23 protein-coding genes are annotated in these 23,152 nt (G+C 66.2%); 10 read left to right on the plus strand and 13 right to left on the minus strand.

Features of this window, described 5'->3' with window-relative positions; all coding sequences use genetic code 11:
* Window positions 1-41 precede the first annotated feature (41 nt).
* The 9 genes from GL284_RS01735 to GL284_RS01775 all read right to left on the minus strand — a co-directional run bounded on the left by GL284_RS01735 (window position 42) and on the right by GL284_RS01775 (window position 9,877).
* A complete protein-coding gene (locus GL284_RS01735; RefSeq protein WP_155042912.1) occupies window positions 42-1,235 on the minus strand; it encodes a 3-deoxy-D-manno-octulosonic acid transferase in 1,194 nt (397 codons plus the stop codon).
* Window positions 1,236-1,309: 74 nt separating this feature from the next.
* Complete coding sequence (gene rpe, locus GL284_RS01740; protein ID WP_155042913.1) at window positions 1,310-2,002, minus strand: ribulose-phosphate 3-epimerase; 693 nt, start codon at window positions 2,000-2,002, stop codon at window positions 1,310-1,312.
* A 19-nt stretch (window positions 2,003-2,021) separates the two neighbouring features.
* Entirely contained in the window at window positions 2,022-2,948 is a 927-nt protein-coding gene (cbbX, locus tag GL284_RS01745) for a CbbX protein (RefSeq protein WP_155042914.1), read from the minus strand.
* Between the two features lie 64 nt (window positions 2,949-3,012).
* The gene (locus GL284_RS01750; RefSeq protein WP_155042915.1) at window positions 3,013-3,429 is read right to left on the minus strand and encodes a ribulose bisphosphate carboxylase small subunit; all 417 of its coding nucleotides are present in this window, start codon (window positions 3,427-3,429) and stop codon (window positions 3,013-3,015) included.
* Window positions 3,430-3,443: 14 nt separating this feature from the next.
* Window positions 3,444-4,904 carry a form I ribulose bisphosphate carboxylase large subunit gene (locus GL284_RS01755; RefSeq protein WP_230382884.1) on the minus strand — a complete coding sequence of 487 codons (1,461 nt, stop codon included), beginning with the start codon at window positions 4,902-4,904 and terminating at the stop codon, window positions 3,444-3,446.
* Between the two features lie 12 nt (window positions 4,905-4,916).
* On the minus strand, window positions 4,917-5,996 hold the full coding sequence (gene fba, locus GL284_RS01760) for a class II fructose-bisphosphate aldolase (protein WP_155042916.1): 1,080 nt from the start codon (window positions 5,994-5,996) through the stop codon (window positions 4,917-4,919).
* Complete coding sequence (tkt, locus tag GL284_RS01765) at window positions 5,996-8,002, minus strand: transketolase (RefSeq protein WP_196216682.1); 2,007 nt, start codon at window positions 8,000-8,002, stop codon at window positions 5,996-5,998. Before tkt ends, fba begins: the two co-directional genes overlap by 1 nt.
* Window positions 8,003-8,014: 12 nt before the next feature.
* On the minus strand, window positions 8,015-8,884 hold the full coding sequence (locus GL284_RS01770) for a phosphoribulokinase (RefSeq protein WP_155042917.1): 870 nt from the start codon (window positions 8,882-8,884) through the stop codon (window positions 8,015-8,017).
* Between the two features lie 9 nt (window positions 8,885-8,893).
* Complete coding sequence (locus GL284_RS01775; protein ID WP_155042918.1) at window positions 8,894-9,877, minus strand: class 1 fructose-bisphosphatase; 984 nt, start codon at window positions 9,875-9,877, stop codon at window positions 8,894-8,896.
* 98 nt (window positions 9,878-9,975) lie between these two features.
* Here GL284_RS01775 and cbbR point away from each other — a divergent pair, with 98 nt between their 5' ends.
* The 8 genes from cbbR (at window position 9,976) to map (ending at window position 18,327) form a co-directional block, all read left to right on the plus strand.
* Window positions 9,976-10,899: a LysR family regulator CbbR gene (cbbR, locus tag GL284_RS01780; protein WP_155042919.1), complete on the plus strand. Its 924-nt coding sequence runs from the start codon at window positions 9,976-9,978 to the stop codon at window positions 10,897-10,899.
* A gap of 98 nt (window positions 10,900-10,997) precedes the next feature.
* On the plus strand, window positions 10,998-12,005 hold the full coding sequence (hslO, locus tag GL284_RS01785; RefSeq protein ID WP_155042920.1) for an Hsp33 family molecular chaperone HslO: 1,008 nt from the start codon (window positions 10,998-11,000) through the stop codon (window positions 12,003-12,005).
* Window position 12,006: 1 nt separating this feature from the next.
* Window positions 12,007-12,603 (plus strand): NUDIX domain-containing protein, encoded by a 597-nt coding sequence (locus tag GL284_RS01790; protein ID WP_196216698.1) that lies wholly within the window; start codon window positions 12,007-12,009, stop codon window positions 12,601-12,603.
* Window positions 12,600-13,778, plus strand: coding sequence for a CCA tRNA nucleotidyltransferase (locus GL284_RS01795; protein WP_155042922.1), 1,179 nt, complete (start codon window positions 12,600-12,602; stop codon window positions 13,776-13,778). Before GL284_RS01790 ends, GL284_RS01795 begins: the two co-directional genes overlap by 4 nt.
* A gap of 5 nt (window positions 13,779-13,783) precedes the next feature.
* Window positions 13,784-15,637, plus strand: a complete 1,854-nt coding sequence (locus GL284_RS01800; RefSeq protein WP_155042923.1) for an ABC transporter ATP-binding protein — start codon at window positions 13,784-13,786, stop codon at window positions 15,635-15,637.
* Window positions 15,634-16,851: a class I SAM-dependent RNA methyltransferase gene (locus GL284_RS01805; RefSeq protein ID WP_341870255.1), complete on the plus strand. Its 1,218-nt coding sequence runs from the start codon at window positions 15,634-15,636 to the stop codon at window positions 16,849-16,851. Before GL284_RS01800 ends, GL284_RS01805 begins: the two co-directional genes overlap by 4 nt.
* A gap of 66 nt (window positions 16,852-16,917) precedes the next feature.
* Window positions 16,918-17,439, plus strand: a complete 522-nt coding sequence (locus GL284_RS01810; protein ID WP_155042924.1) for a L,D-transpeptidase family protein — start codon at window positions 16,918-16,920, stop codon at window positions 17,437-17,439.
* A 135-nt stretch (window positions 17,440-17,574) separates the two neighbouring features.
* Window positions 17,575-18,327 (plus strand): type I methionyl aminopeptidase, encoded by a 753-nt coding sequence (gene map, locus GL284_RS01815; protein WP_155042925.1) that lies wholly within the window; start codon window positions 17,575-17,577, stop codon window positions 18,325-18,327.
* A gap of 118 nt (window positions 18,328-18,445) precedes the next feature.
* Here the strand turns inward: map and dalA are convergent, their stop codons facing one another.
* Complete coding sequence (gene dalA, locus GL284_RS01820; protein ID WP_155042926.1) at window positions 18,446-19,066, minus strand: divisome-associated lipoprotein DalA; 621 nt, start codon at window positions 19,064-19,066, stop codon at window positions 18,446-18,448.
* A gap of 223 nt (window positions 19,067-19,289) precedes the next feature.
* Between dalA and GL284_RS01825 the strand changes: the two genes are divergently transcribed.
* Window positions 19,290-19,943 (plus strand): L,D-transpeptidase, encoded by a 654-nt coding sequence (locus GL284_RS01825; RefSeq protein ID WP_155042927.1) that lies wholly within the window; start codon window positions 19,290-19,292, stop codon window positions 19,941-19,943.
* A 36-nt stretch (window positions 19,944-19,979) separates the two neighbouring features.
* On the opposite strand, the gene GL284_RS01830 is transcribed toward GL284_RS01825, so the two are convergent.
* From GL284_RS01830 to GL284_RS01840, 3 genes are read right to left on the minus strand one after another with little or no spacing between them, the layout of a single operon-like run.
* Window positions 19,980-20,519 (minus strand): MOSC domain-containing protein, encoded by a 540-nt coding sequence (locus GL284_RS01830; RefSeq protein ID WP_155042928.1) that lies wholly within the window; start codon window positions 20,517-20,519, stop codon window positions 19,980-19,982.
* Window positions 20,519-21,541, minus strand: a complete 1,023-nt coding sequence (hemH, locus tag GL284_RS01835) for a ferrochelatase (protein ID WP_341870253.1) — start codon at window positions 21,539-21,541, stop codon at window positions 20,519-20,521. Before hemH ends, GL284_RS01830 begins: the two co-directional genes overlap by 1 nt.
* Window positions 21,538-22,377 carry a methyltransferase domain-containing protein gene (locus GL284_RS01840; protein WP_155042929.1) on the minus strand — a complete coding sequence of 280 codons (840 nt, stop codon included), beginning with the start codon at window positions 22,375-22,377 and terminating at the stop codon, window positions 21,538-21,540. The genes hemH and GL284_RS01840 overlap by 4 nt, the downstream gene beginning before the upstream one ends.
* Here GL284_RS01840 and GL284_RS01845 point away from each other — a divergent pair.
* The gene (locus GL284_RS01845) at window positions 22,376-23,131 is read left to right on the plus strand and encodes a ComF family protein (RefSeq protein WP_230382883.1); all 756 of its coding nucleotides are present in this window, start codon (window positions 22,376-22,378) and stop codon (window positions 23,129-23,131) included. The genes GL284_RS01840 and GL284_RS01845 overlap by 2 nt on opposite strands.
* The last annotated feature ends 21 nt before the right edge of the window (window positions 23,132-23,152 follow it).

The following is a 23,152-nucleotide window of genomic DNA, read 5'->3' on the forward strand; positions in this document are numbered from 1 at the left end:
TCGGCCCCTTTCGTCCCATGAATATCAGGACGGATGCGGGCTTATACAAGACCGCCGCGCGCAAGGTCGAGTATCCTTGCAATCAGCGGCGCGGGATCGCCCGCACGGGTCAGCAGCATGTCCCGCGCGGCCTTTCCCATCCGGCGCTGACGCGGCGCGTCCTGCGCCAATGCGCTCAGCGCGGCGGCCAGATCCGGCGCGGCCTCGGCTGCATCCGCCGCATCCAGATCGGCGTAATCCGCCGCATGGTTCGAGACATTGGGCCCATGCAGGATCGCGCAGCGCCATGCGGCAGGCTCCCACGGGGTATGCCCGCCATGATCGGCATAGGATCCGCAGGTGATGCAGATACCCGCGGCCTGATACCAGTCGCCCATTTCGCCCAGCGTATCGGCCAGAAGGATCGGCGCTTCCGGCCCGCCCCCCTGACTGCGGCGCGCAAAATCCAGACCGCGCGCCGTCAGCAGCGCCGCCACCGCATCGCCGCGTTCGGGATGGCGCGGGGCAAGGATCAGGCGCAGCCCCGGCACCGCCGCGCGGGCCTTGGCAAAGGCGTCCAGGACCACCTCGTCCTCGCCCTCATGGGTCGAGGCGGCAAGCACGGTGCGCGGGCGCATCGCCCCGTCCTGGGCCGGGTGGATCTGCGCCGGGCCCAGCAGCTTCAGGTTCAACCGCGAGCCCAGCGCGCTGGCGGGCAGGCCAAGGCGCAACAGCCGTTCCTCGCTGCCGGGATCCTGCGCTGAAAGGGCGTCGATCCGCCGCAAGATCGGCCGGATCAGCCGCGGCAGCTTGCCCCAGCGTTCGGCCGAGCGTTGCGACATGCGCGCGCCGACCACGACCTGCGCCACGCCCAGATCATCGGCCATGCGGGCGCGGTTCGGCCATAATTCGTTTTCCACCGTCACCAGCACCGAAGGCTCGATACGGTGCAGGAACCGGCCCACGGCCTGCGGCACGTCCAAAGGCGCCAGCGCCGCGTCATAGCCCAGCTTGCGGGCCAGGGCGCGCCCGGTCAGGCTGTTGGTGGTGACGGTCAGGGGAAATTCGGCGGCCAGCGCCTCGGCCAGAACCCGGGCCGAGGTCAGCTCTCCCACGCTGGCCGCGTGCAGCCAGATGCCGCCGGGGATCACGTCAGGGCCGGTCAACGCCAGCCGCTCCCGCCAATCGGCGCTGCCGAAAGGCCCAGAAAGCCGCAAGCCCGCGCCGACCAGCGCCGTGGTTCCGAACCAGATCATATGGCCTTCAGGGCTGTCAGCTGTCCTGCCTCCGGGTCAATCTGCGGCCAGCCTAGCGGGCGCAGATGACAGGATCAACGCAGGGCGGCTTCGGCAGCGGCGCGGATCGCGCGGATGTTGTCGCCATAGGGCGCGCTGTTCGAGACCGAGCCGCCCTTGAACACCGCCGAACCCGCGACCAGCACATCGGCCCCGGCCTCGGCCACCAAGGGCGCGGTGGTCGGATCGACGCCGCCGTCGATTTCGATATGCACGGGGCGGTCGCCGATCATGGCGCGCAGGGCACGCACCTTGTCGATCTGGCTGCGGATGAATTTCTGCCCGCCGAAGCCGGGGTTCACCGTCATCACGCAGATCAGGTCCACGTCGTCGATCAGCCCGGCGGCGACCTCGGCGGGGGTGCCGGGGTTCAGCGCCAGACCGGCCTTCGCGCCGGTGGCGCGGATGGCCTGCAGCGTGCGGTGGATATGCGGACCGGCCTCATAATGCGCGGTGATGACATCGGCACCCGATTCTGCGAAGGCGTCGATATAGCTGTCGACCGGCGAGATCATCAGATGGACATCCATCACGCCGCGGATATGCGGGCGGATCGCCTTGCAGGTCTGCGGGCCAAAGGTGATGTTGGGGACGAAATGCCCGTCCATCACATCGACATGCACCCAGTCGGCACCCTGATCCTCGACCGCGCGGATTTCCTGCCCGAAATTGGCGAAATCTGCGGACAGGATCGAGGGGGCGATCTTGATCTTGCGGTCAAAGTTCATGGCACGGTCCTTTCGGGGATCATTCGGCAGCGGCCTGCCCTGTCAGACGGTCCACGTCAAGTCCTCCGCTGAAAACCCGGCTGGAAAGGATGTCGGGCGCGGTGATCGTCGACAGCGTTGCCGCGTCCAGAGGGCCGCTTGCCGTGTCGAACAGCCGGTTGGCCTGCCGCAGCCGCGCCCGGTCCAGCGCATTGCGCACCGATCGCGCATTGGCGAAATGCGGCTGGCGGCGGCGGTGGGCGATATAGTCGGTCATCGCCGCCACCGCCGCATCGTCCAGCGCATAGTTCTGCGCCGCCAGCATCTGCCGGGCGATGTGCAACAGTTCGGGGTCGCTATAGTCGGGAAACTCGACATGATGGGCGATGCGCGACCGGAAGCCGGGATTCGAGGCGAAGAAGCGATCCATCCGGTCGCCATAGCCCGCAAGGATCACCACCAGATCGTCGCGGTTGTTTTCCATGACCTGCAACAGGATCTCGATGGCCTCCTGCCCGTAATCGCGTTCGTTTTCGGGGCGATAAAGATAATAGGCCTCATCGATGAACAAGACGCCGCCCATGGCCTTTTTCAGCACTTCCTTGGTCTTGGGGGCGGTATGGCCGATATACTGGCCCACCAGATCGTCGCGGGTGACCGTGACCAGATGGCCTTTGCGGACATAGCCCAGCCGGTGCAGCAGGCTGGCCATCTTCAGCGCCACGGTGGTCTTGCCGGTGCCGGGATTGCCGGTAAAGGACATGTGCAGCGTCGGCGTTTCGGTGGCCAGCCCCATCTGGCGGCGGGCCTGATCGACCAGCAGCAGGGCAGCGGTTTCGCGGATGCGCTGCTTGACCGGCGCAAGTCCGATCAGCGTGGCATCCAGTTCGGCCAGCACGTCCTGCACGCCGCTTTCGGCAAAGCTGGCGGCCAGATCGACATGGGTGGGGCGGGAAATGTCCTGCATGGCGAGAACCTCATGGGGAAATCTGCGGGCGGCGGCGGGGCCTTGGCCGCCCGCAAAAGGCCGGTCAGTAGCGCGCGCCTTCGGGTTCGCGCATGGCATAGCTTTCGATCGTGTAGCGGACGGAGCGCCCCTCGGCTTCCTGACGAATGACGCGGAAGCCGGGTTCCAGCTCGGGACGGTTGACGATGAAGCTCATGCGGATGGATTCCCAGCCGGGCTGGGCGTCGAAGGCGATGACGCGGATGTATTTGCCGCCGTGTTCCTTGCGGCATTCGTTGACCTCGAACACCACGGCGGCGGCATCCGGGTTGTCGAACATCGGATGGCCCCACATTTCCCAATAGGTGTTTCGGGGATGCGGGTCATCGGAATATTCCACCGAGACGGCCCAGCCATTGTCGATGGCGTATTGGGCCTGAACCCGGATGTCGTCATCCGAAAGATCGGGCAGAAAGCTGAACTGTCCTTGGCGCAGTCGCATGGGGATACCTCCTCTCAGGCGGAAACTTCGGGGGTGGGGGCGAAATCGGGCGCATCGGTCGAGGCGTAGTTGAAGGACACGTCCTTCCAGACATCCAGCGCCTGTTTCAGCGGCGTGCAGGTCTTGGCGGCATCGCGCAGGATGTCCTCGCCCTCGTTCCAGATGTCGCGGCCGGCATTGCGGGCAAAGACCATCGCCTCCAGCGCCACGCGGTTCGCGGTCGCGCCCGCCTGAATACCATGCGGATGGCCGATGGTGCCGCCGCCGAATTGCAGCACCACGTCTTCGCCCAGATAGGTCAGAAGCTGGTGCATCTGGCCCGCATGGATCCCGCCCGAGGCGACGGGCATCATCTTGTTGATGCTGGCCCATTCCTGATCGAAGAAGATGCCGTTCTCCAGAGCCATCGGGTTTCGTTCCTCGCGGAAGATGTCGTAATAGCCCTTGGTGGTGGCGGGATCGCCCTCCAGCTTGCCGACGACAGTGCCGGCGTGCAGATGGTCCACCCCGGCCAGCCGCATCCATTTCGCGATGACGCGGAAGCTGACGCCATGGCTGCGCTGGCGGGTATAGGTCGAATGGCCCGCGCGGTGCAGGTGCAGGATCATGTCATTGGCCCGCGCCCATTTCGCCATCGACTGGATCGCCGTATAGCCGATCACAAGGTCGATCATCACGATGACGCTGCCCAGCGACTTGGCGAATTCGGCGCGTTCATACATGTCCTCCATCGTGGCGGCGGTGACGTTCAGATACGTCCCCTTGACCTCTCCGGTGGCGGCGCTGGCGCGGTTCACGGCCTCCATGCAGTAAAGGAAGCGGTCGCGCCAATGCATGAAGGGCTGGCTGTTGATGTTTTCGTCATCCTTGGTGAAATCCAGACCACCCTTCAGCGCCTCATAGACCACACGGCCATAGTTGCGCCCTGACAGGCCCAGCTTGGGCTTGACCGTCGCGCCCAGCAGCGGGCGGCCAAAGACGTTCAGCCGCTCGCGTTCGACGACGATGCCGGTGGCGGGGCCCTGAAACGTCTTCACATAGGCGACGGGCAGGCGCATGTCCTCAAGCCGCAGGGCCTTCAGGGGCTTGAATCCGAAGACATTGCCGATGATCGAGGCGGTCAGGTTGGCGATGCTGCCCGGCTCGAACAGGTCCAGATCATAGGCGATATAGGCGAAATATTCGCCGGGCGAGTTCGGCACCGGATCGACGCGGTAAGCCTTGGCGCGGTATTTCTCGCAGGCGGTCAGGCGGTCGGTCCAGACCACGGTCCAGGTGGCGGTGCTGCTTTCGCCCGCGACCGCCGCCGCCGCCTCGATCGCGTCCACGCCGTCCTGAGGCGTGATGCGAAACAACGCGATCACATCGGTGTCCTTGGGGCTGTAGTCGGGTTCCCAATACCCCATCTGGGCATATTTCAGCACGCCTGCGGCATAACGCTTCTTGGCGTCCATCTTCTTGGGCATCTCGTTCATGTCATCCTCCGTTCAGGCGGCTTTTCGGCCGGTAATCGCCGGGTCAAGCGCCCCCGACGCATAGCGTTCGGCCATCTTGTCCATCGCGATGACCTTGATCTGATGCGCGTGTCCCGCCGTGCCGAAGCGTTCAAAACGGTCGCGGCACAGCGCCGTCAGTTCCGTCATGGCGGGGATCATGAATTTGCGCGGGTCGAATTCCTCGGGCCGGTCGCGGGCGACCTTGCGGAACTGCCCGGTCATCGCCATGCGGCAATCGGTGTCGATATTGACCTTGCGCACACCCATGCGGATGCCGCGTTCGATTTCCTCGACCGGCACACCATAGGTCTGCGGCATCTCTCCGCCCGAGGCATTGATGAGATCCTGCAGATGCTGCGGCACGGAACTTGAGCCGTGCATCACCAGATGCGTGCCCGGCAGGCGGTCATGGATCGCCTGAATGACATGCATGGCCAGAATGTCGCCATCGGGCTTGCGGGTGAACTTATAGGCGCCGTGGCTGGTGCCGCAGGCGATCGCCAGCGCGTCGCAGCGGGTGCGGGCGACGAAATCCACCGCCTGATCGGGATCGGTCAGAAGCTGGCTGTGATCCAGCCTGCCCTCGGCGCCCGAGCCATCCTCGGCCGCGGCCTCGCCGGTTTCCAGACTGCCCAGCACGCCCAGCTCGCCCTCGACGCTGGCCCCGACGGCATGGGCGGCCTCGGCCACCTTCGCGGTCACGGCGACGTTGTAGCCGTAATCCGCCGGGGTCTTCATGTCCTCGTGCAGTGAGCCGTCCATCATCACCGAAGTGAAGCCGTGCCGGATCGCCGACATGCAGGTGGCAAGGTTGTTGCCGTGGTCCTGATGCAGGCAGATGGGAATGGCCGGATGGGTTTCGGCCAGCGCCTGCACCATGTGGCGCAGCATGATGTCGCCCGCATAGGACCGCGCGCCACGGCTGGCCTGCAGGATCACCGGCGCGTCGACCGCCACCGCCGCCTGCAGGATCGCCAGCCCCTGTTCCATGTTGTTGATATTGAAGGCCGGCACGCCATAGCCATGTTCGGCGGCGTGATCCAGCAACTGCCTGAGTGTGATAAGCGCCATCATTTCCCCCTGATGATCTGGGTGGCAAGATCCGCCACGCATTCGGCGGTGATGCCGAAATGGCGGTAAAGATCGGCGGCGGGGGCGGAGGCGCCGAACCCCGCCATACCGACAAAGCCGTCGCCCGGACGCAGGAACAGCCCGTCCCAGCCCTGCCGGACCAGTGCCTCGACGCCGATGCGGGGGGCCGTGCCCAGCAGCGCGTCGCGTTCGGCCATGGGCCGGGCCGCGAACAGTTCAAAGCACGGGGCCGAGACGACAGCGGCCCGCACCCCCTGCCCCGCCAGCAGATCGGCGGCGGCAAGGGCGATTTCCACCTCGGATCCGGTGGCGATCAGCGTCACGTCGCGCAGGCCGGGATCGCGCAGCAGATAGGCGCCCTGCCGCGTCAGGTTCGCGTCCGCGCTGTCGCGCAGCAAAGGCAGGCTCTGGCGCGACAGGCACAGGACCGAGGGCGTGGCGGTCTGGGTCAGCGCGATCTCCCATGCCTCGGCGGTCTCGACGGCGTCGGCGGGGCGCAGCACCAGCAGGTTCGGCATGGCGCGCAGGGCGGCCACCTGTTCGACGGGCTGGTGCGTCGGGCCGTCCTCGCCCAGACCGATGCTGTCATGGGTCATGACATGCACCACCGGCACGCCCATCAGCGCGCCCAGCCGGATCGCCGGGCGGGAATAGTCGGAAAAGGCCAGAAACGTGCCGCCATAGGGCAGCAGCCCGCCATGCAGCGCCATGCCGTTCATCGCCGCAGCCATCGCGTGTTCGCGGATGCCGTAATGCACATAACGGCCCGCGCGGTCGGACGCCGTCACCGCCGTCATGCCCTTAGTGCGGGTGTTGTTCGAGCCGGTCAGATCGGCGCTGCCGCCGATGGTGTTGGGCAGGGTGGCATTCACCACCTCCAAGGCCAGCTCGCTGGCCTTGCGGGTCGCAAGCTTGGGGCGCTCGGCGATCATCCGGGCGGAGTGGTCGCCGATGGCGCGCCGCAGCGCCCCGGCATCGGGTGCGGCCATCGCGGCGGCAAAGGCGGCTTTGTGCGGGCTGGCCGCCAGCCGGTCCTGCCACGCCGCCCGTGCCTGCGCGCCCCTTGCGGCAATGGCGCGCCATGCCCCGGTGATGTCCTGCGGCAGATCAAAGGGCGGGTGCGGCCAGCCCAGATGCTGACGCGCGGCGGCGATCTCGGCCGCGCCCAGCGGCGCGCCATGCACATCGTGGCTGCCCTGCTTGTTCGGCGCGCCGAAGCCGATCACCGTGCGGCAGGCGATCATGCTGGGCCGGGCATCGTCGCGTGCCGCCGCAATCGCCACGGCCACCGCCTGACGGTCATGCCCGTCCACCGCCTGTACATGCCAGCCGCTGGCGGCAAAGCGTGCCATCTGGTCGGTGCTGGTCGACAGATCGGTGCCGCCGTCGATGGTGATGCGGTTATCGTCCCACAGAACGATCAGACGGCCCAGTTGCTGATGCCCGGCAAGGTCGATGGCCTCATGGCTGATGCCCTCCATCAGACAGCCATCGCCGCAGATGACATAGGTGTGGTGATCCACCAGATCATCGCCGAAGCGCGCATTCAGGATGCGCTCGGCCAGGGCCATGCCGACGGCGGTGGCGATGCCCTGACCCAGCGGCCCGGTGGTGACCTCGATCCCCTTGGCGTGGCCATATTCGGGATGGCCCGCCGTGCGCGCGCCCAGTTGCCGGAACCGACGCAGCTGCGCCATGGGCATGTCGTCATAACCCAGCATGTGATTGATGGCATAGACCAGCATCGAGCCATGCCCCGCCGACATCACGAAGCGGTCGCGGTCCGGCCAGCGATCATCCGCCGGATCCACGGTGATGAAGCGGTTGAACAGCACGGCGGCGACATCCGCCATACCCATCGGCGCGCCGGGATGGCCTGAATTCGCGGCCTCGACCGCATCCATCGCCAGCACGCGGATCGCGGTGGCCATCGCGGCCTCGGCGCCCGGTTCCATGTCGGTTTCCATGCGGCTCATCTGGTTCATGGCGGCCCCTCCTCAGGCGCGTTTCGCGTCGCTGACCATGCGCAGGATCATCGGCGTCAGGATCAGCTGCATCGCCAGATCCATGCGCGGACCGGGGATGACGATGGAATTCGCGCGGCTCATCCACGACCCCTGGATCATCTGGGTCAGATAGGGAAAATCGATGCCGCGCGGGTTCTTGAAGCGGATGACGACAAGGCTTTCGTCCGGCGTGGGGATCCAGCGCGCGATGAACGGGTTCGAGGTGTCGACCACAGGCACGCGCTGGAAATTGATGTCGGTCTGGGTGAACTGCGGACAGATCACATGCACATAGGCATGCATCCGGCGCAGGATCACATCGGTGACCGCCTCGGTCGAATAGCCGCGGCTGGCCTTGTCGCGGTGGATTTTCTGGATCCATTCCAGATTGATGACCGGCACCACCCCGATCTTCAGATCCGCCTGCCCGGCAATGTCGATGCCGTCGGTTTTGACCGCGCCGTGCAGCCCCTCGTAAAACAGCAGATCCGAGCGCGGCAGTTCGGCCCAATCCGTAAACGTGCCGGGCGCGCTGCCATAGGCCGCGGCCTCGCGGTCGTCATGCACATAGTGGCGGGTCTGGCCGGTGCCGGTTTCGCCATAGCTGCGAAACACCTGTTCCAGCCGGGGCAGTTCATTGGCCTCGATGCTGAAATGGCTGAAGGTATTATCGCCCGCATCCGTGCGGCGCGCCAGTTCGGCCTTCATCGCCGCGCGGTCGAAACGGTGGAACGCATCGCCTTCGATGCTGGCCGCCTGAATGCCTTCGCGGCGGAAGATCTGGTCGAAGGTGTTCTTGATCGTCGTGGTGCCCGCGCCTGACGAGCCGGTGACAGAGATGATCGGATGCTTCTTGCTCATGGTCTTTCCTCAGGCACGGAACAGGCCGCGATGGCCGAAAAGCGCCGAGATCTCGGTCTCGGGCAGGTCGTGATAGGCGGCGACGCGGGCGACCTTTTCAGCCGAGCCGAAGACGAATGGCGTGCGGTCGTGCAGGGCGGTGATCTGCTGATCCAGAATGCGTTCACAGGCATCCGTTGCCTGCCCGCCCGCCTGTTCGATCAAAAGCGCGATGGGCGCGCATTCGTACAGCATCCGCAACCGGCCGCGCTCATAGCCCTTGCGGGCGTCGGCGGGATACAGAAACACCCCGCCTCGCGTCAGGATGCGGTGGGTTTCGGCCACAAGGCTGGCCAGCCAGCGCATGTTGAAATTGGTTTCGCGCGGACCTTCGACCCCGGCAAGGCAGTCGTCGATATAGGCGCGCACGGGTCGCGACCAATGCCGGTAATTCGAGGCGTTGATCGCGAATTCAAACGAGCAATCGGGCATGGTCACACGCGCATCGACCAGCCGGAACCCGTCGGGGCCCAGCGCGTAATGCTGCACGCCATCGCCAAAAGTCACCATCATCGCGCAGCGCGGGCCATAGATGATATAGCCCGCGCCGATCTGCTGGCGCGCGGGGCGCAGAAAGCTGTCCTTGGCCGTGTCGGCGGCGGGATAGATGGAAAAGATCGTGCCGATGGTCAGGTTGGTGTCGATATTCGACGATCCGTCCAGCGGGTCGATGGCCAGCGCCAGACCTCCGGCGGGGTTCAGCTCCAGCGCCTGATCCTGTTCCTCGGAGGCATAGAACCGCAGGCCGGCCGCTGTCAGACGCGCCCGGAACAGATCGTCGGCGATGACATCCAGCGCCTTCTGCCCGTCGCCATCCGCATTGGTGCCGACCTGCGCTGCCAGATCGCCGCCCTGCCGGATGCGCGCCGCCAGTTCGGCGCCCCCGGCGGCCAAGGCCAGCATGACGGGCCGCAGCGGGACCGGAATCCGGGTCGTGTCGATCGCGTCGGTCATCGTCCCCCTCCCATGGCACGGCGTCCTGAAGGGAAAGTTGACATGCGATATTTTTCAGGAACATTTAATTAAACGAAACCCTGCTTCAGGAAACCTGAATGAATCGCATGGATGCCGTCACCTTGCGCCAGCTTCGCACGCTGCGCGCGGTGGTGCAGTCGGGATCGCTGACGGCGGCGGCGGGCGACCTTGGTCTTAGCCCTCCGGCGATTCACGCCCAGCTTCGTGCGCTGGAGGATCTGCTGTCTGCGCCTTTGGTCATACGCGGCGCGCATGGGGCCTTCGTGCCAACGGATGAGGGCCGCGCCGTGCTGGAGGCCGAGGCGCAGATTGCCGTGGCGCTGGACACGGCCGCACGGCGCGTCACGTCCCTGCAAAGCGGGCATTCGGGCAATGTGGCGCTGGGGGTGGTTTCGACCGGGAAATATTTCGCGCCGCGTCTGGTGGCCGATCTGCGTCGCCTGTTGCCCGAGGTCGACGTCACGCTGCGCATCGGCAACCGCGATGCGGTCATCGGCTGGCTGAGCAGCCGTGCGCTGGATCTGGCGATCATGGGGCGGCCGCCGCGTGCGCCGGCGGTGGTGGCCGAACCCATCGGGCCGCATCCGCATGTGATCGTCGCCCCGCCCGACCATCCGCTGGCCGCCGCGGACCCCGCCATGCCGCAGGATCTGCTGGCCCAGACCTTTCTGGCCCGCGAACCGGGATCGGGCACGCGCATCCTGATGACGCGGTTTCTGGACCGCATCGGCGACGGCACGCCATGGCGCATGGTCGAGATGGGCACGAATGAGACGATCAAGCAGGCCGTCATCGCCGGTCTTGGCATCGCCCTGATCTCGCAGCACACCGTGACCGAGGAATTGCGCAGCGGCCGTCTGGTTGCCCTGCGCGCCATCGGCCTGCCGATCCAGCGCAGCTGGTTCCTGCTGCGGCGCGAGGACATGGCCCTGTCCCCCGCCGGCCAGCGCATTCATGACCTGATCGGGCAGATGCAGGGCAGCTTTCTGCCCGTGATCTGATGCCCCTTGGGGTTTTCGCCGCGCGGCCTATATTGGGGGCAAGGCGCGCGGCCCATTCCCGGCCTCTCGTAGCGCGCAGCCAATCCGAAGGATGCAAGATGACAAGCACAAAGGACATTTCCTGGGACGACAGCGTGTTGCCCTTTCAACTGAAACGCTCGGGCGTGCGGGGGCGGGCGACCCGGCTTGGCCCGCTGCTGGAGCATGTGCTGTCGCGGCACGACTATCCCGTGGCGGTCAGCGCCATGGTGGCGGAACTGGTCACGCTGACGGCGCTGATCGGGCCGACGATCAAGCTGCGCTGGAAACTGTCGCTGCAGGTGCGCGGCAGCGGGGCCATCCGCACCATCGCCACCGATTACTATGCCCCGGAAACCGAAGGCGCCCCCGCCCGCATCCGCGCCTGGGCCAGCTTCGATGCCGCCCGTCTGGACGACCGGCCCGCCTTCCAGCAGATCGGTGACGGCTATTTCGCCGTGCTGATCGACCAGGGCGAAGGCAATACGCCCTATCAGGGTCTGACGCCTCTGGCCGGGGGATCGCTGGCATCGTGTGCGCAGAACTATTTCGCGCAATCCGAACAATTGCCGACCAAGTTCGAGCTGACGGTGGGCCGGTCACGGCTGGCGGGCGATACCGCCGAACATTGGCGCGCGGGCGGCGTGATGCTGCAAACCCTGCCGGCCCAGCCGCAGGTCGTCACCGAAAACGGCCAGATCGAGGCCGCCGACATCCTGCAAGGCGCCGAGTCCGAGGACTGGAACCGCGCGACCATGCTGATGTCCACGGTCGAGGCGATCGAGCTGGTCGATGCCAGCCTGCCGCTGCCCAATCTGGTGTTCCGCCTGTTCCACGAAGAAGAGCCGACCGCCTTCGACCGTCAGACCATGCAGTTCGGCTGTTCGTGCAGCGCCGAAAAGGTGCGCGGCACGCTGTCGATCTATAGCCAGAAGGACATTGGCCACATGACCAATGACGATGGCATCGTCACCGCCGATTGCCAGTTCTGCGGCGCGCATTACGAATTCGATCCGCGCAGCCTTGGCTTCGAGGCGGTCGTGGACGAACACGGCAATCCCCTGCCCCCTGCCGAGGCGGCGCAGTAAGGTGGACGGCGCGCCGCAAGATCTGCTGCGCAACCGGCTGATACGGGCCCTTGGGCAATCCTCGGGCCCGTCATCGGATTACGATTTCGACGCCACGGCTCCGGGCGGCAAGGTGCTGCGGGCGGCGGGCGTGCTGGCGGCCTTCGACCCCGAAGGGCGGCTTTACATGACCAAGCGCGCCAGCAGCCTGCGCCACCATCCCGGCCAGATCGCGCTGCCGGGCGGCAAGGTCGATCCGGGCGATGCCGATGCCACCGCCGCGGCGCTGCGCGAGGCGCATGAGGAGATCGGCCTGAACCCCGCGCAGGTCGAGGTGCTGGGCACATTGCCCGCGCATCGCACCGTCACCGATTTCTCGATGACGCCGGTGCTGGCGCTGATCCACGGCCCCTTTACCCCCCGTCCCGAAGCAGGCGAGGTCGAGGAGGTGTTTACCGTGCCCTTTTCCCATGTCGCGGATCCCGCGCGCTACCGCGTCGAAAAGCGGCTGTGGCGGGGGGGCTGGCGGTCCTATTATGTCGCACCCTATGGCCCCTATTACATCTGGGGGGCGACGGCGCGCGTGCTGCATTCGCTGGCCCTGCGGTTGACGCCATGACCCGGATCTCCGCCCCCTTCCTGTCCGATCCCGGCCTGCGTCGCGTCATGGCTGCGCTGACGGGCGACGGCCATCAGGCGCTGATCGTGGGCGGCGCGGTCCGCAATGCGCTGATGGGGGTCGCGGTTTCGGATACCGACATCGCCACCTCGGCCCGGCCCGACCGCGTGATCCATCTGGCCGGGGCCGCCGGGCTGCGCGCCGTGCCCACCGGCATCGCGCATGGCACGATTACCGTCGTCGCGGATGGCAAAGGCTATGAGGTCACGACCTTCCGCCGCGATGTGGAAACCGACGGGCGGCGCGCGGTCGTGGCCTTTTCCGACGATATCACCGAAGACGCGCAGCGCCGCGATTTCACCATGAATGCGCTGTATTGCGATGCCGATGGCCGCGTTCTGGACCCGGTGGGCGGGCTGCCCGACCTTGCCGCGCGCCGTCTGCGCTTTGTCGGCGATGCCCATGCCCGCATTGCCGAGGATTTCCTGCGCATCCTGCGGTTTTTCCGCTTTCACGCTTGGTATGGCGCGCCCGGTCAGGCCGATCCCGATGCGCTGGCCGCATGTCGCGACGGCGTGGCGGGTCTGGCGCGCATCTCGCACGAACGCATCGGGGCCGAGATGCGCAAGCTGCTGTCGGCCCCCGACCCGTCCGAGGCGCTGGCGCTGATGGCGCAAGGCGGCGCGCTGGCCGCCGCCCTGCCCGGCGCGGATGCCCGCGACATGCCCGCGCTGGTCGAGGCCGAGCATGATTTCGGCCATGGCGCGCTGCCGAAATGGCCGCGTCGTCTGGCATTGCTGAACGCGACCGATCCCGCCGATGCCCTGCGCCTGTCCCGCGATGAGGCCCGGATGCAGCAGCAGTTGCAGCAGGCCATGGCCATGCCCGCCCCCGAGGCCGCCTATCGCATGGGCCGCGCCATCGCCGCGCAAGCCACGCTGATCCGCGCCGCACGCGGCGATGAACCGCTGTTCGGCTGGTGCCATGCCATCGCCCAAGCGGCCGAGGCGAAATTTCCGCTGGCCGCGCAGGATCTGATGGGTCAGGTGCAAGGCCCGGCGCTGGGGGATGCCTTGCGCCGGGCCGAGGATGCCTTTATCGCCAGCGGCTTCGCGTTGTCGCGCGATGACTTGCGCCGGCTTGCGCTGGAACATCCCGCCAAGGATCAGGGTTAGGCCCGATGCACAACTATTTCGCCCGCATGATCGACGCCTTCCGTCCCGCCGAAGGCCCGCCGCCGCGCACGCTGCTGGCGTTCTTTCGCTGGTGCCTTGCGGGCGCATGGCCGGGCCTGACGCTGGCCGCCATCGCCTCGGCCATGGGCGGGGTGGCGGATGTGATCTCGGCGGTGCTGCTGGGCTGGGTGATCGACGCCGTGGTCTCGACCCCCGCCGATCAGTTCTGGTCGCAGCAAGGCTGGCTGGTCTTTACCTTCGTCAGCTTCTTTCTGGTCATCCGCCCGGCGGTGTTCGGGCTCTCGACCGCCAGTTCCAGCGTGATGATCGGGCCCAATGTGCTGCCGCTGGTGCTGTCGCGACTGCATCGCTGGACCATGGGCCATTCGGTGACGTTCTTTGACAACGACTTTGCGGGCCGCATCGCGCAAAAGCAGATGCAAACCGCGCGGGCGGTGACGGATGTCGCCTCGGAGATGGTGAACGTGGTGGCCTTTGCGCTGGCCTCGGTCATCGGCTCTGCGGCGTTTCTGATCGGCGTGGATGCCTTTGGCGCGGTGGCGCTGCTGATCTGGCTGGCATCCTATGTGCTGCTGATCCGGTTCTTTCTGCCGCGCATCCGGTCCCGCTCGGCCGAAAGGGCTTCGGCGCGGGCGATGGTGACGGGGCAGGTCGTCGACACCATCACCAATATCAAGACGGTGAAGCTCTTCGCCAATGCCGCGCATGAGGACCGCACCGCCCTGGGCGCAATGGCGGGCTTTCGCGAGCGTGCGCTGGATTTCGGCCGCGTCAGCACATGGTTTCGCCTGTCGCTGATGACCATTGCCGGTGCCTTGCCGGTCATCCTTGTCGGCGGCACGATGTATCTGTGGCATCAGGGGCTGGCGACGGCGGGCGACATCGCGGCCTCGGGCGCGATCGCCATGCGGCTGGCGCAGATGACCGGCTGGGTCAGCATGGCGCTGATGGGCGTCTGGGGTTCCATCGGCGAGGTCGAGGACGGCATGCAGACCCTGTCGCCGCCGCACAGCCTGACCGACGCGCCCGATGCGCTGGTGCTGGGCCGGGCGCGGGGCCAGATCGATTTCGATCATGTCAGCTTTGCCTATGGCCGGGAAAGCGGCGGCATACGCGACATGGACCTGCACATTGCGGCGGGCGAAAAGCTGGGCATCGTCGGCGCGTCGGGCGCGGGCAAGTCCACCATGGTCTCGCTGCTGCTGCGGCTTTACGACGTGGAACGGGGCACGGTCCGGGTGGACGGCCATGACGTTCGGCAAGTGACGCAGGAAAGCCTGCGCCGCAATATCGCCATGGTCACGCAGGAAACCGCGATGTTCAACCGCTCGGCCCGCGAGAATATCCTTTATGGCCGCCCCGACGCCACCGATGACGAAATCTTCGCCGCCGCCCGCGCCGCCGAGGCGCATGACTTCATCCTGACGCTTCAGGACCATGCGGGACGCACTGGCTATGACGCGCATCTGGGCGAACGCGGGGTCAAGCTGTCGGGCGGGCAACGTCAGCGCATCGCCCTGGCGCGCGCTCTGCTGAAGGACGCGCCGATCCTGATCATGGACGAAGCCACCAGCGCGCTGGACAGCGAGGTCGAGGCGCAGGTGCAAGACGCGCTGCACCGCGCCATGCAGGGCAAGACGGTGCTGGCCATCGCGCACCGCCTTTCGACCATCGCGGAACTGGACCGCATCATCGTGCTGGAGGCCGGGCGCATCGTCGAACAGGGCAGCCACGCCCGGCTGCTGGCGCTTGGCGGCACCTATGCGCGCTATTGGAACCGCCAGTCGGGCGGCTTTCTGGGCACCGATGACGACGACACGACCGAGGCCGCCGAGTGACCCACTGGAGTGTCGAGCGGCTGGGCCGCAAGGGCGACGGCGTCGCCATTTCGGGCGATGCCCGCGCGCTGGCCGCGCTGACCCTGCCCGGCGAGGTGATCAAGGGCGAGGCCAGCGATGGCCGCATCGCCAGCCCGCGCATCGTCACGCCTTCGGACCAGCGCGTCAGGCCCGCCTGCCCGCATTACCGCGCCTGTGGCGGCTGTTCGCTGATGCATGGGTCGGAAGATTTCGTGAAGAACTGGAAAGTCTCGGTGGTGCAGCAGGCGCTGCGCGCGCAGGGGCTGGAGGCGCCGATTGCCGGGGTGCATGTCTCGCCGCCCCGATCCCGGCGCCGGGCGGTGCTGTCGGGACGGCGCACCAAGAAAGGCGCGCTGCTTGGGTTTCACGCCCGCGCCTCCGAGGTGATCGTGGACATCGCCGATTGCCATGTGCTGCGCCCGGCCATTCAGGACGCGCTGCCGCTTTTGCGCGAACTGGTCATCGCCGGGGGGTCGCGTTCGGGCGAGCTGTCGCTGGTCGTCGTCGATACGCCCGCCGGGCTGGACGTGACGGTCACGGGCGGCAAGCCGATCGAGCCGGGGCTGTTTCAGGCGCTTGCGGCGCTGGCCGATCAGGGCGATTTGGCGCGGCTGACATGGGACGGCCAGTCGATCACCCGGCGCGCGCCCACCATTGCCTTTGGCCGCGCGCAGGTCGTGCCGCCCGCCGGGGGCTTTTTGCAGGCCACGCCAGAGGGCGAAGCGGCGCTGGTCGCCGCCGTGCGCGACATCACCCGCGGCGCAGGCCGGGTGCTGGACCTGTTCGCGGGCTGCGGCACCTTCACCCTGCCCTTGGCCGAAACCGCCGAGGTTCACGCGGTCGAGGGGCTGGCCGCGCCCCTGCAGGCGCTGGATCGCGGCGCACGCGTGGCGGGTCTGCGGCGAATCACGACAGAGGTCCGCGACCTTGCCCGCCGCCCGCTGCTGCCCGACGAGCTGGACTATCACGCCATCGTGATCGACCCGCCCCGCGCCGGGGCCGCCGCGCAGGCCCGCGAAATCGCGCTTTCTCAGGCGGACACGCTGGCTTGGGTCAGCTGTGATCCGGTCACATTTGCCAAGGATGCGCGGATTCTGGCCGAAAGAAAGCTAGATATTGTGCGGCTTTACGTTGTGGACCAGTTCCGCTGGTCGCCGCATGTCGAAACCGTGGCAGAAATTCGCCGAAACTAGGCGAATCTTAACCCTCGTGCTATTTAATGCCCAAACAAACAGTGCTTTGGCACGTCGAGGGCAGTGATGATACGGGCAATTCGCGCTTTGATCGCGTTCGTTGCAATTGCGCTTGTCGCAAGTTGTGGAGATGGTGACAGTCAGGCTCCGGCCAAGCCCGGACCCTATACGGGTCCGCCGGTGACGCAGATCATCGTCAAGAAAAGCGAACGCAAGATGTATCTGGTCGCTGGCAAGGATGTCGTGCGCAGCTACAAGATCAATCTGGGCAACCAGCCCCTGGGCGCCAAACAGTTCGAGGGTGACGGCAAGACGCCCGAGGGCAGCTATTTCATCGACCGCAAGAACCCCTATAGCCGCTATCACCTGTCGGTCGGCATCTCCTATCCATCGGCGCAGGACGTTGCGCGCGCAGCGAAGGCGGGCTTGCGGCCGGGGGGCGATATCATGATCCACGGGCTTGGCCCCGATGGCCGCCTGCTGAACCGGGTCGACTGGACGGCAGGCTGCATTGCCGTCACCGATGAAGAGATCGAAGAGATCTTCTCGATGATCGACACCGGCGTTTCGGTCTTCATCTATCCCTGAGCCATTGCCCCTGCGATGGCCAAGTCCCCACGGCCCTGCGTCCGGCGCAGGGCCGTTTTCCGTTTCGCGACGCTCAACATCCGCGGCTTTCTCTGATATTCAACGCGGCCAGACCAGTCACGCAGCGGGACCAGAATGACGATCACCCAGGAAGCCCAGCTTGAGGGGCTGAAACAGATCGGCCGCATCGTCGCCGACACCATGCAGCGCATGGCCAAAGCGCTGGAGCCGGGCATGACCACCGCCGAACTGGACCGCATCGGCCAAGCCTGTCTTGACCGCGAAGGCGCGGTCTCTGCCCCGCAATCCACCTATGGTTTTCCGGGCGCGACCTGCATCAGCGTGAACGAAGAGATTGCCCATGGCATCCCCGGCACGCGCGTCATCAATGCCGGGGATCTGGTGAATATCGACGTTTCCGCCTCGAAGGACGGGTTTTTCGCCGATACGGGCGCCACGTGGCAGGTGGGCCGGGTCAGACCCGCGCTTGACCGGCTGTGCCGCGACGGCAGACGCGCGACGCAGATCGGCATCGCGCAGGTAGGCGCGGGCAGGCAGCTGTCGGGCATCGGCAATGCGATCGGCAGCTTTGCCAAGGCCAACGGCTATACGCTGATCCGCAACCTTGCCAGCCACGGCGTCGGGCAGTCACTGCACGAATATCCGGAAGAAATCGCCACATGGCCCAACCGCGACCGGCGGCGCATCGAAAAGGGGCTGGTCCTGACGGTCGAGCCGTTCCTGTCGACCGGAGGGCTTTCGGCGACCGATGGCGATGACGGCTGGACGCTTTACAGCGAACCCCGCGCCAGTTGCGTGCAGTATGAACATACTGTCGTCGCGACCGACCGCGGCGCGATCATCGTGACGATGCCGACGCCGGCCTGAACGTGTCATGGCCTGAACGTCACAGGGCCTGAACATCGAAGGGCCTGAACATCGAAGGGCCTGAATATCGAAGGGCCGGAGCATCGTCCGGCCCCGATCAGCATGTTTCGCGACCCGCTTAGAAGCCGGGATTGGTCGGCGCGTAGCCACCACCCGCCGGGGCGCCATAGCCACCCGCGGGCGCGGCGTAACCACCGGCCGAGGCCACGGCCATGCCCGGCGCACCGCCGCCTGCGGTCAGCAGCACCCACCACAGCTTGCCCGAGGGCTCTTGATACCAGCCCATGCCGAACTCGGTCGCCTTGCCGTCCATGATGACATCGCGGGTGTCGCGCACCTGCATCCATGCATTCAGCGTGGTCACGTCGTTTTCATAGGTCTCGGAGATATTCTCGCCGACCAGCTGGCCCATATAGCCCTGACGCCGGATCCGGTCCAAGGGCGACGACCCGTCCGAGCCGAAATGCCATGCGCGGTTCTGGGCCGACATGTCGCGGGCATGGGCCTTGGCCGCCGCCACCAGCATCGGGTTTTCGGTCAGCGGACCGGCCCCGGAATTGGCGCGCAGCATGTTCATCTGGCCGCCGACACGCGGGCCGATCTGCGCCTCTTCCTTGGGCGTGATCTTGTAAGCCACCGGCAGCGGCTGGCCATCGGGGCCAAGTTGCACGGCGGGCTGCCGGTTGCAGGCCGTCAGCGCCAGCACCGACACCAGCACGAGGGTGGAAATTTTCAGCATGATGGATCTGTCCCCAGATATTTTGCGACAGCTTTACAAAAGCCCCCGCCGCGCTTCAAACCCAAGATTGCGTGAGCGCAACAGGGTGCGGCCCTGTTGCGACAATGACGCTTGTTTGAATTGCGCAGATTGACGATCAGGCGTAATCCCGCCGACAGAAACATCCTTCCATTTTCGGGCAGAGAAGGCCGCGACAGGTGGCCCACCTATTCAGGAGCGACAGATGAAGACGCCGAACAACCCGGTTTCGCGCCGGACCTTCCTGACGACCTCGGTCGCGGTCGGCACTGCGGCGCTGGCGGCCCCAGCCATCGCGCAGCAGATCGACCCCTATACCGGCCAGCCGCTGATGGGCACGGCAGGCGGCGCGACGCCCGATGCGGGCATGGTGCAATATGACAGCAACGCCAATTCGCGCCACAACATCTCCAGTTTCCGCGCGCAGGACTGGCGTCCGTATTTCAGCGATCTGAAGAACGGCGCGATCCTTGTCGATCTGACCTCGCGCGCGCTGCATTACTGGTCCGAGGATCAGTCGGTCTACAAGCTGTTCCCGACCTCGGTTCCGGTCAGTCCCGACCTGACCCGCACCGGCCGGACCGAGATCATCAAGAAGGTCGTCGGCCCCAGCTGGGCCCCCACCCCCGAGATGAAGAAGCGCAACCCCGAATGGCCCGATTTCGTCGGCCCCGGCCCGGACAACCCGCTGGGCACGCATGCGCTGTGGCTGAGCTGGCAGTATTACCGCATCCACGGGACGCATGACACGCGCAAGATCGGTCGCAAATCCTCGAACGGCTGCATCGGACTTTACAACGAACACATCAAGCAGATGTACGACCTGACCACGGTCGGCACACAGGTTCTGCTGATTTGACGTCAAAGGCCCCTTCGGGGGCCTTTTTCGTGGGGATCAGACGCGCTCAAGCGGGCGGTGCGGTAAAGCGGGCCTTATCGCCTCGATCCGGTCACCGCAGCGCACCATGCCGCCCGCCAGAGCCACCGCCATCACCCCGGCCTTGCGGACCAGCTTGCCATCCGCGCCCTTGTGCACAAGTCTTTGCAGCAGACCCGGCCGAAAACTGTCGATCTGCGCGCAGGGATTGCGCAGCCCCGTGACCCGAAGCAGCACGTCCGGGCCGATCCGAAGCACGGTATCGGTCGGCAGATCCAGCAGGGATATGCCTTCGGTCAGGATGTTTTCACCCAGATCGCCGGGGCTCAGATCGAAACCGCTTTTCGCCAGATCCGCAAATAATTCGTGCTGAAGCAGATGCACTTGACGCAGGTTGGGCTGATCGGGATCGACCGCGACACGCGAGCGGTGCTTCACGGTGACGCCCGCATGTGCGTCCCCTTCGATGCCGTGGCCTGCGATGATTCTAATGTCCTCGACCACCGTCTTGGAAAACTCATGCCCGGCATGGCGCGCGACGGACACCACCGTAGCCATCAGATCCACCCCACCAAATTCTCGCCGATGATCGTGGTCAGCACGTCGATATGCGCGGGTTCGGCGTTCAGGCAGGGGATGTAGGTGAATTCCTTGCCGCCCGCGTGTTCGAAGGCTTCGCGGATCTCGCCCTGAATCTCCTCCAGCGTCTCGATGCAATCCGAGGAAAACGCCGGTGAGATCACGGCGATTTCGGTGATGCCCTGACGCGCCAGTTCCGCGACATGTTCGACGGTATAGGGCTTCAGCCATTCCTCGCGGCCAAAGACCGACTGGAAGGTCGTGTCGATCACATCATCCGGCCAGCCAAGGCGTTCGCGCAGCAGCCGCGATGTCTTCTGGCACTGGCAATGATAGGGGTCGCCCTGCATCAGATACCGCTTGGGCATGCCGTGATAGCTGGCTATCAGCTTGCGCGGCACGCGCCCGCCAAGCGCGCGCTCGACCGATCCGGCCAGCGCGTCGATATAATCGGCGCGGTCGAAATAGGGGGCGACGGTGCGGGCCGCGGGTTGCCATGTCTGTTCCATCAGCGCCCGGAAGAACTGGTCGTTCGCCGTGGCCGAGGTCGCGCCGGCATATTGCGGATAAAGCGGCAGAAACAGGATCTTGTCGCAGCCCGCCTTGACCATCCGGTCCACCACCGAACGGGTCGAGGGATTGCCATAGCGCATGCAGAAATCCACGATCACCCGGCCCCCCCACAGCGCCGCCGCACGGTCGCGCAGCGCCGCCACCTGTTCCTTGGTGATGGTCATCAGCGGGCTTTCATCCGCCTCGGTGTTCCAGATCGTCTTGTAATTCGCCCCCGAGGTAAAGGGCCGCTTGGACAGGATGATGCTTTGCAGCAGCGGCTGCCATTTCCAGCGCGGCAGGTCGATCACCCGCTTGTCGGACAGGAATTCCGACAGATAGCGGCGCATCGACCAGTAATCCGTGCCATCCGGCGTGCCCAGATTGGCGATCAGCACGCCGATGCGGGGGCTGGGCAGCTTGGGGTGATTGGCGGGGGGCTGGCTCACTGCGGCTTCCTCATGCTGGCAAGTGCATCCGCCAGCGACACCTTGGCCGAGCCGGGACGCAGCGGTTTCTGCTGACTGTTATCGGGGGCCCAGCCGGTCAGGAAAATCAGGTCAAAGGTCGCAGGGATGCGGCCGGGATTTTCGGGGTCGGGATGGCTTTCGGCATAGATCTGGGCCGCACGCAGCAGCACCTCGCGCCGGGTCGGATGACGCAGCCGGGCGGCCAGCGCGTTCGCCTCGCCCATGGCGCGCAGGTCGTGGGCCAGATGGAACAGGTCGCGATAGCTGACGCGCTGACTGATCTGATCGGCGACCGGCAGCGCCAGACCCGCGCGCGACGGCAGTGCGCCCAGATCGCGGATCTCGCCCATCGGCAGGATGCGGGGCGACAGGCCGCCTGCGATCTGCGCCTCGGCGCGGGTCAGGGCGTCGCGCAATTCGTGCAAGGTGCGGCCGCCGAAACAGGCGGCGATGAACAGCCCATCGGGGCGAAGCGCGCGGGCCGATTGCACGATCTGGCCGACCGGATCTTCGGCCCAATGCAGCGCAAGCGCGTGGATCACCAGATCATGCGCGCCGGGCCGCAGGTCCAGTTCGGGGGTATCCGCAACGATATGGGCCTGCGGCATTTCCCTGGCCCAGAAGCCCGGCATTCCGGTGACGACGGCGGCATCCGTAAAGGTTCTGTTAACCTCTGCCAGCCTAAGCTGGACCTCATCGGCGACGATTCGATGCAGAAAATCGACGGGGCCGAGGCGGTCTGCACGGCTGCGGTTGCGCATCAGCGCGCGGCGGTCGGTCAGGCTGGGAACGGGGCTTTGACGGGCAGGGTTCATGAGCGCGCACAATAGGGGGCTTCGCGCCCTGATGAAAGGCGCATTGCGGATGGTCTATCCGCCGCAATGTCTGTGCTGCAGCGATCCGGTGGCCGAGGAAGGCGCGCTTTGCCCGGCCTGCTGGGGACAGGCGCAATTCATCACCGGGGCCTGCTGCCAGCGCTGCGCGGTGCCTTTGCCGGGCGATGATGACGATGACAGCGCGGTGCTGCTGTGCGACGACTGCCTGCGGGTGCCGCGACCATGGCTGCGGGCGCGGGCGGCGCTGGTCTATCGCGATACCGGACGCAAGCTGGCCCTGATGCTGAAACACGGCGACAGGCTGGATCTTGCGCCCGCGCTTGGCGACTGGGTGGCGCGCGCCGCGACGCCGCTGATCCGGCCCGACATGCTGGTCGTGCCGGTGCCGCTGCATCCCCGGCGGCTGGCGAAACGCAAATACAATCAGGCCGCCGTGCTGGCGCAGCGCGTGGCGCAGGTGCATGGGCTGACGCATCTGCCCCATGCCCTGCGCCGCACCCGCCACACGCCGATGCAGGATCACGCCGGATCTGACGAACGTTTTGCCAATCTGCACGGCGCGCTGGCGGTCACGCCCCGCTTTGCCGGTCGGGTGCAGGGCCGGGCGGTGCTGCTGGTCGATGACGTGATGGCCTCGGGGGCGACGCTGAGCACGGCCGCCGAGGTGCTGCGTCAGGCCGGATCGGGGCCGATCTCGGTCGTGATGCTGGCGCGGGCGGTCAAGGATACCTAGATTAGGAAAAACGCACGCCCG

This window comes from Paracoccus shanxieyensis, assembly GCF_009711265.1.
Classification (GTDB): domain Bacteria; phylum Pseudomonadota; class Alphaproteobacteria; order Rhodobacterales; family Rhodobacteraceae; genus Paracoccus; species Paracoccus shanxieyensis.

Coding starts and splice junctions, on each gene's coding strand:
- GL284_RS01735 (WP_155042912.1), bottom strand. CDS start 1,235: ATGATCTGGTTCGGAACCACGGCGCTGGTCGGCGCGGGCTTGCGGCTT.
- rpe (WP_155042913.1), bottom strand. CDS start 2,002: ATGAACTTTGACCGCAAGATCAAGATCGCCCCCTCGATCCTGTCCGCA.
- cbbX (WP_155042914.1), bottom strand. CDS start 2,948: ATGCAGGACATTTCCCGCCCCACCCATGTCGATCTGGCCGCCAGCTTT.
- GL284_RS01750 (WP_155042915.1), bottom strand. CDS start 3,429: ATGCGACTGCGCCAAGGACAGTTCAGCTTTCTGCCCGATCTTTCGGAT.
- GL284_RS01755 (WP_230382884.1), bottom strand. CDS start 4,904: ATGAACGAGATGCCCAAGAAGATGGACGCCAAGAAGCGTTATGCCGCA.
- fba (WP_155042916.1), bottom strand. CDS start 5,996: ATGGCGCTTATCACACTCAGGCAGTTGCTGGATCACGCCGCCGAACAT.
- tkt (WP_196216682.1), bottom strand. CDS start 8,002: ATGAACCAGATGAGCCGCATGGAAACCGACATGGAACCGGGCGCCGAG.
- GL284_RS01770 (WP_155042917.1), bottom strand. CDS start 8,884: ATGAGCAAGAAGCATCCGATCATCTCTGTCACCGGCTCGTCAGGCGCG.
- GL284_RS01775 (WP_155042918.1), bottom strand. CDS start 9,877: ATGACCGACGCGATCGACACGACCCGGATTCCGGTCCCGCTGCGGCCC.
- cbbR (WP_155042919.1), top strand. CDS start 9,976: ATGAATCGCATGGATGCCGTCACCTTGCGCCAGCTTCGCACGCTGCGC.
- hslO (WP_155042920.1), top strand. CDS start 10,998: ATGACAAGCACAAAGGACATTTCCTGGGACGACAGCGTGTTGCCCTTT.
- GL284_RS01795 (WP_155042922.1), top strand. CDS start 12,600: ATGACCCGGATCTCCGCCCCCTTCCTGTCCGATCCCGGCCTGCGTCGC.
- GL284_RS01800 (WP_155042923.1), top strand. CDS start 13,784: ATGCACAACTATTTCGCCCGCATGATCGACGCCTTCCGTCCCGCCGAA.
- GL284_RS01810 (WP_155042924.1), top strand. CDS start 16,918: ATGATACGGGCAATTCGCGCTTTGATCGCGTTCGTTGCAATTGCGCTT.
- map (WP_155042925.1), top strand. CDS start 17,575: ATGACGATCACCCAGGAAGCCCAGCTTGAGGGGCTGAAACAGATCGGC.
- dalA (WP_155042926.1), bottom strand. CDS start 19,066: ATGCTGAAAATTTCCACCCTCGTGCTGGTGTCGGTGCTGGCGCTGACG.
- GL284_RS01825 (WP_155042927.1), top strand. CDS start 19,290: ATGAAGACGCCGAACAACCCGGTTTCGCGCCGGACCTTCCTGACGACC.
- GL284_RS01830 (WP_155042928.1), bottom strand. CDS start 20,519: ATGGCTACGGTGGTGTCCGTCGCGCGCCATGCCGGGCATGAGTTTTCC.
- GL284_RS01845 (WP_230382883.1), top strand. CDS start 22,376: ATGAGCGCGCACAATAGGGGGCTTCGCGCCCTGATGAAAGGCGCATTG.
- GL284_RS01840 (WP_155042929.1), bottom strand. CDS start 22,377: ATGAACCCTGCCCGTCAAAGCCCCGTTCCCAGCCTGACCGACCGCCGC.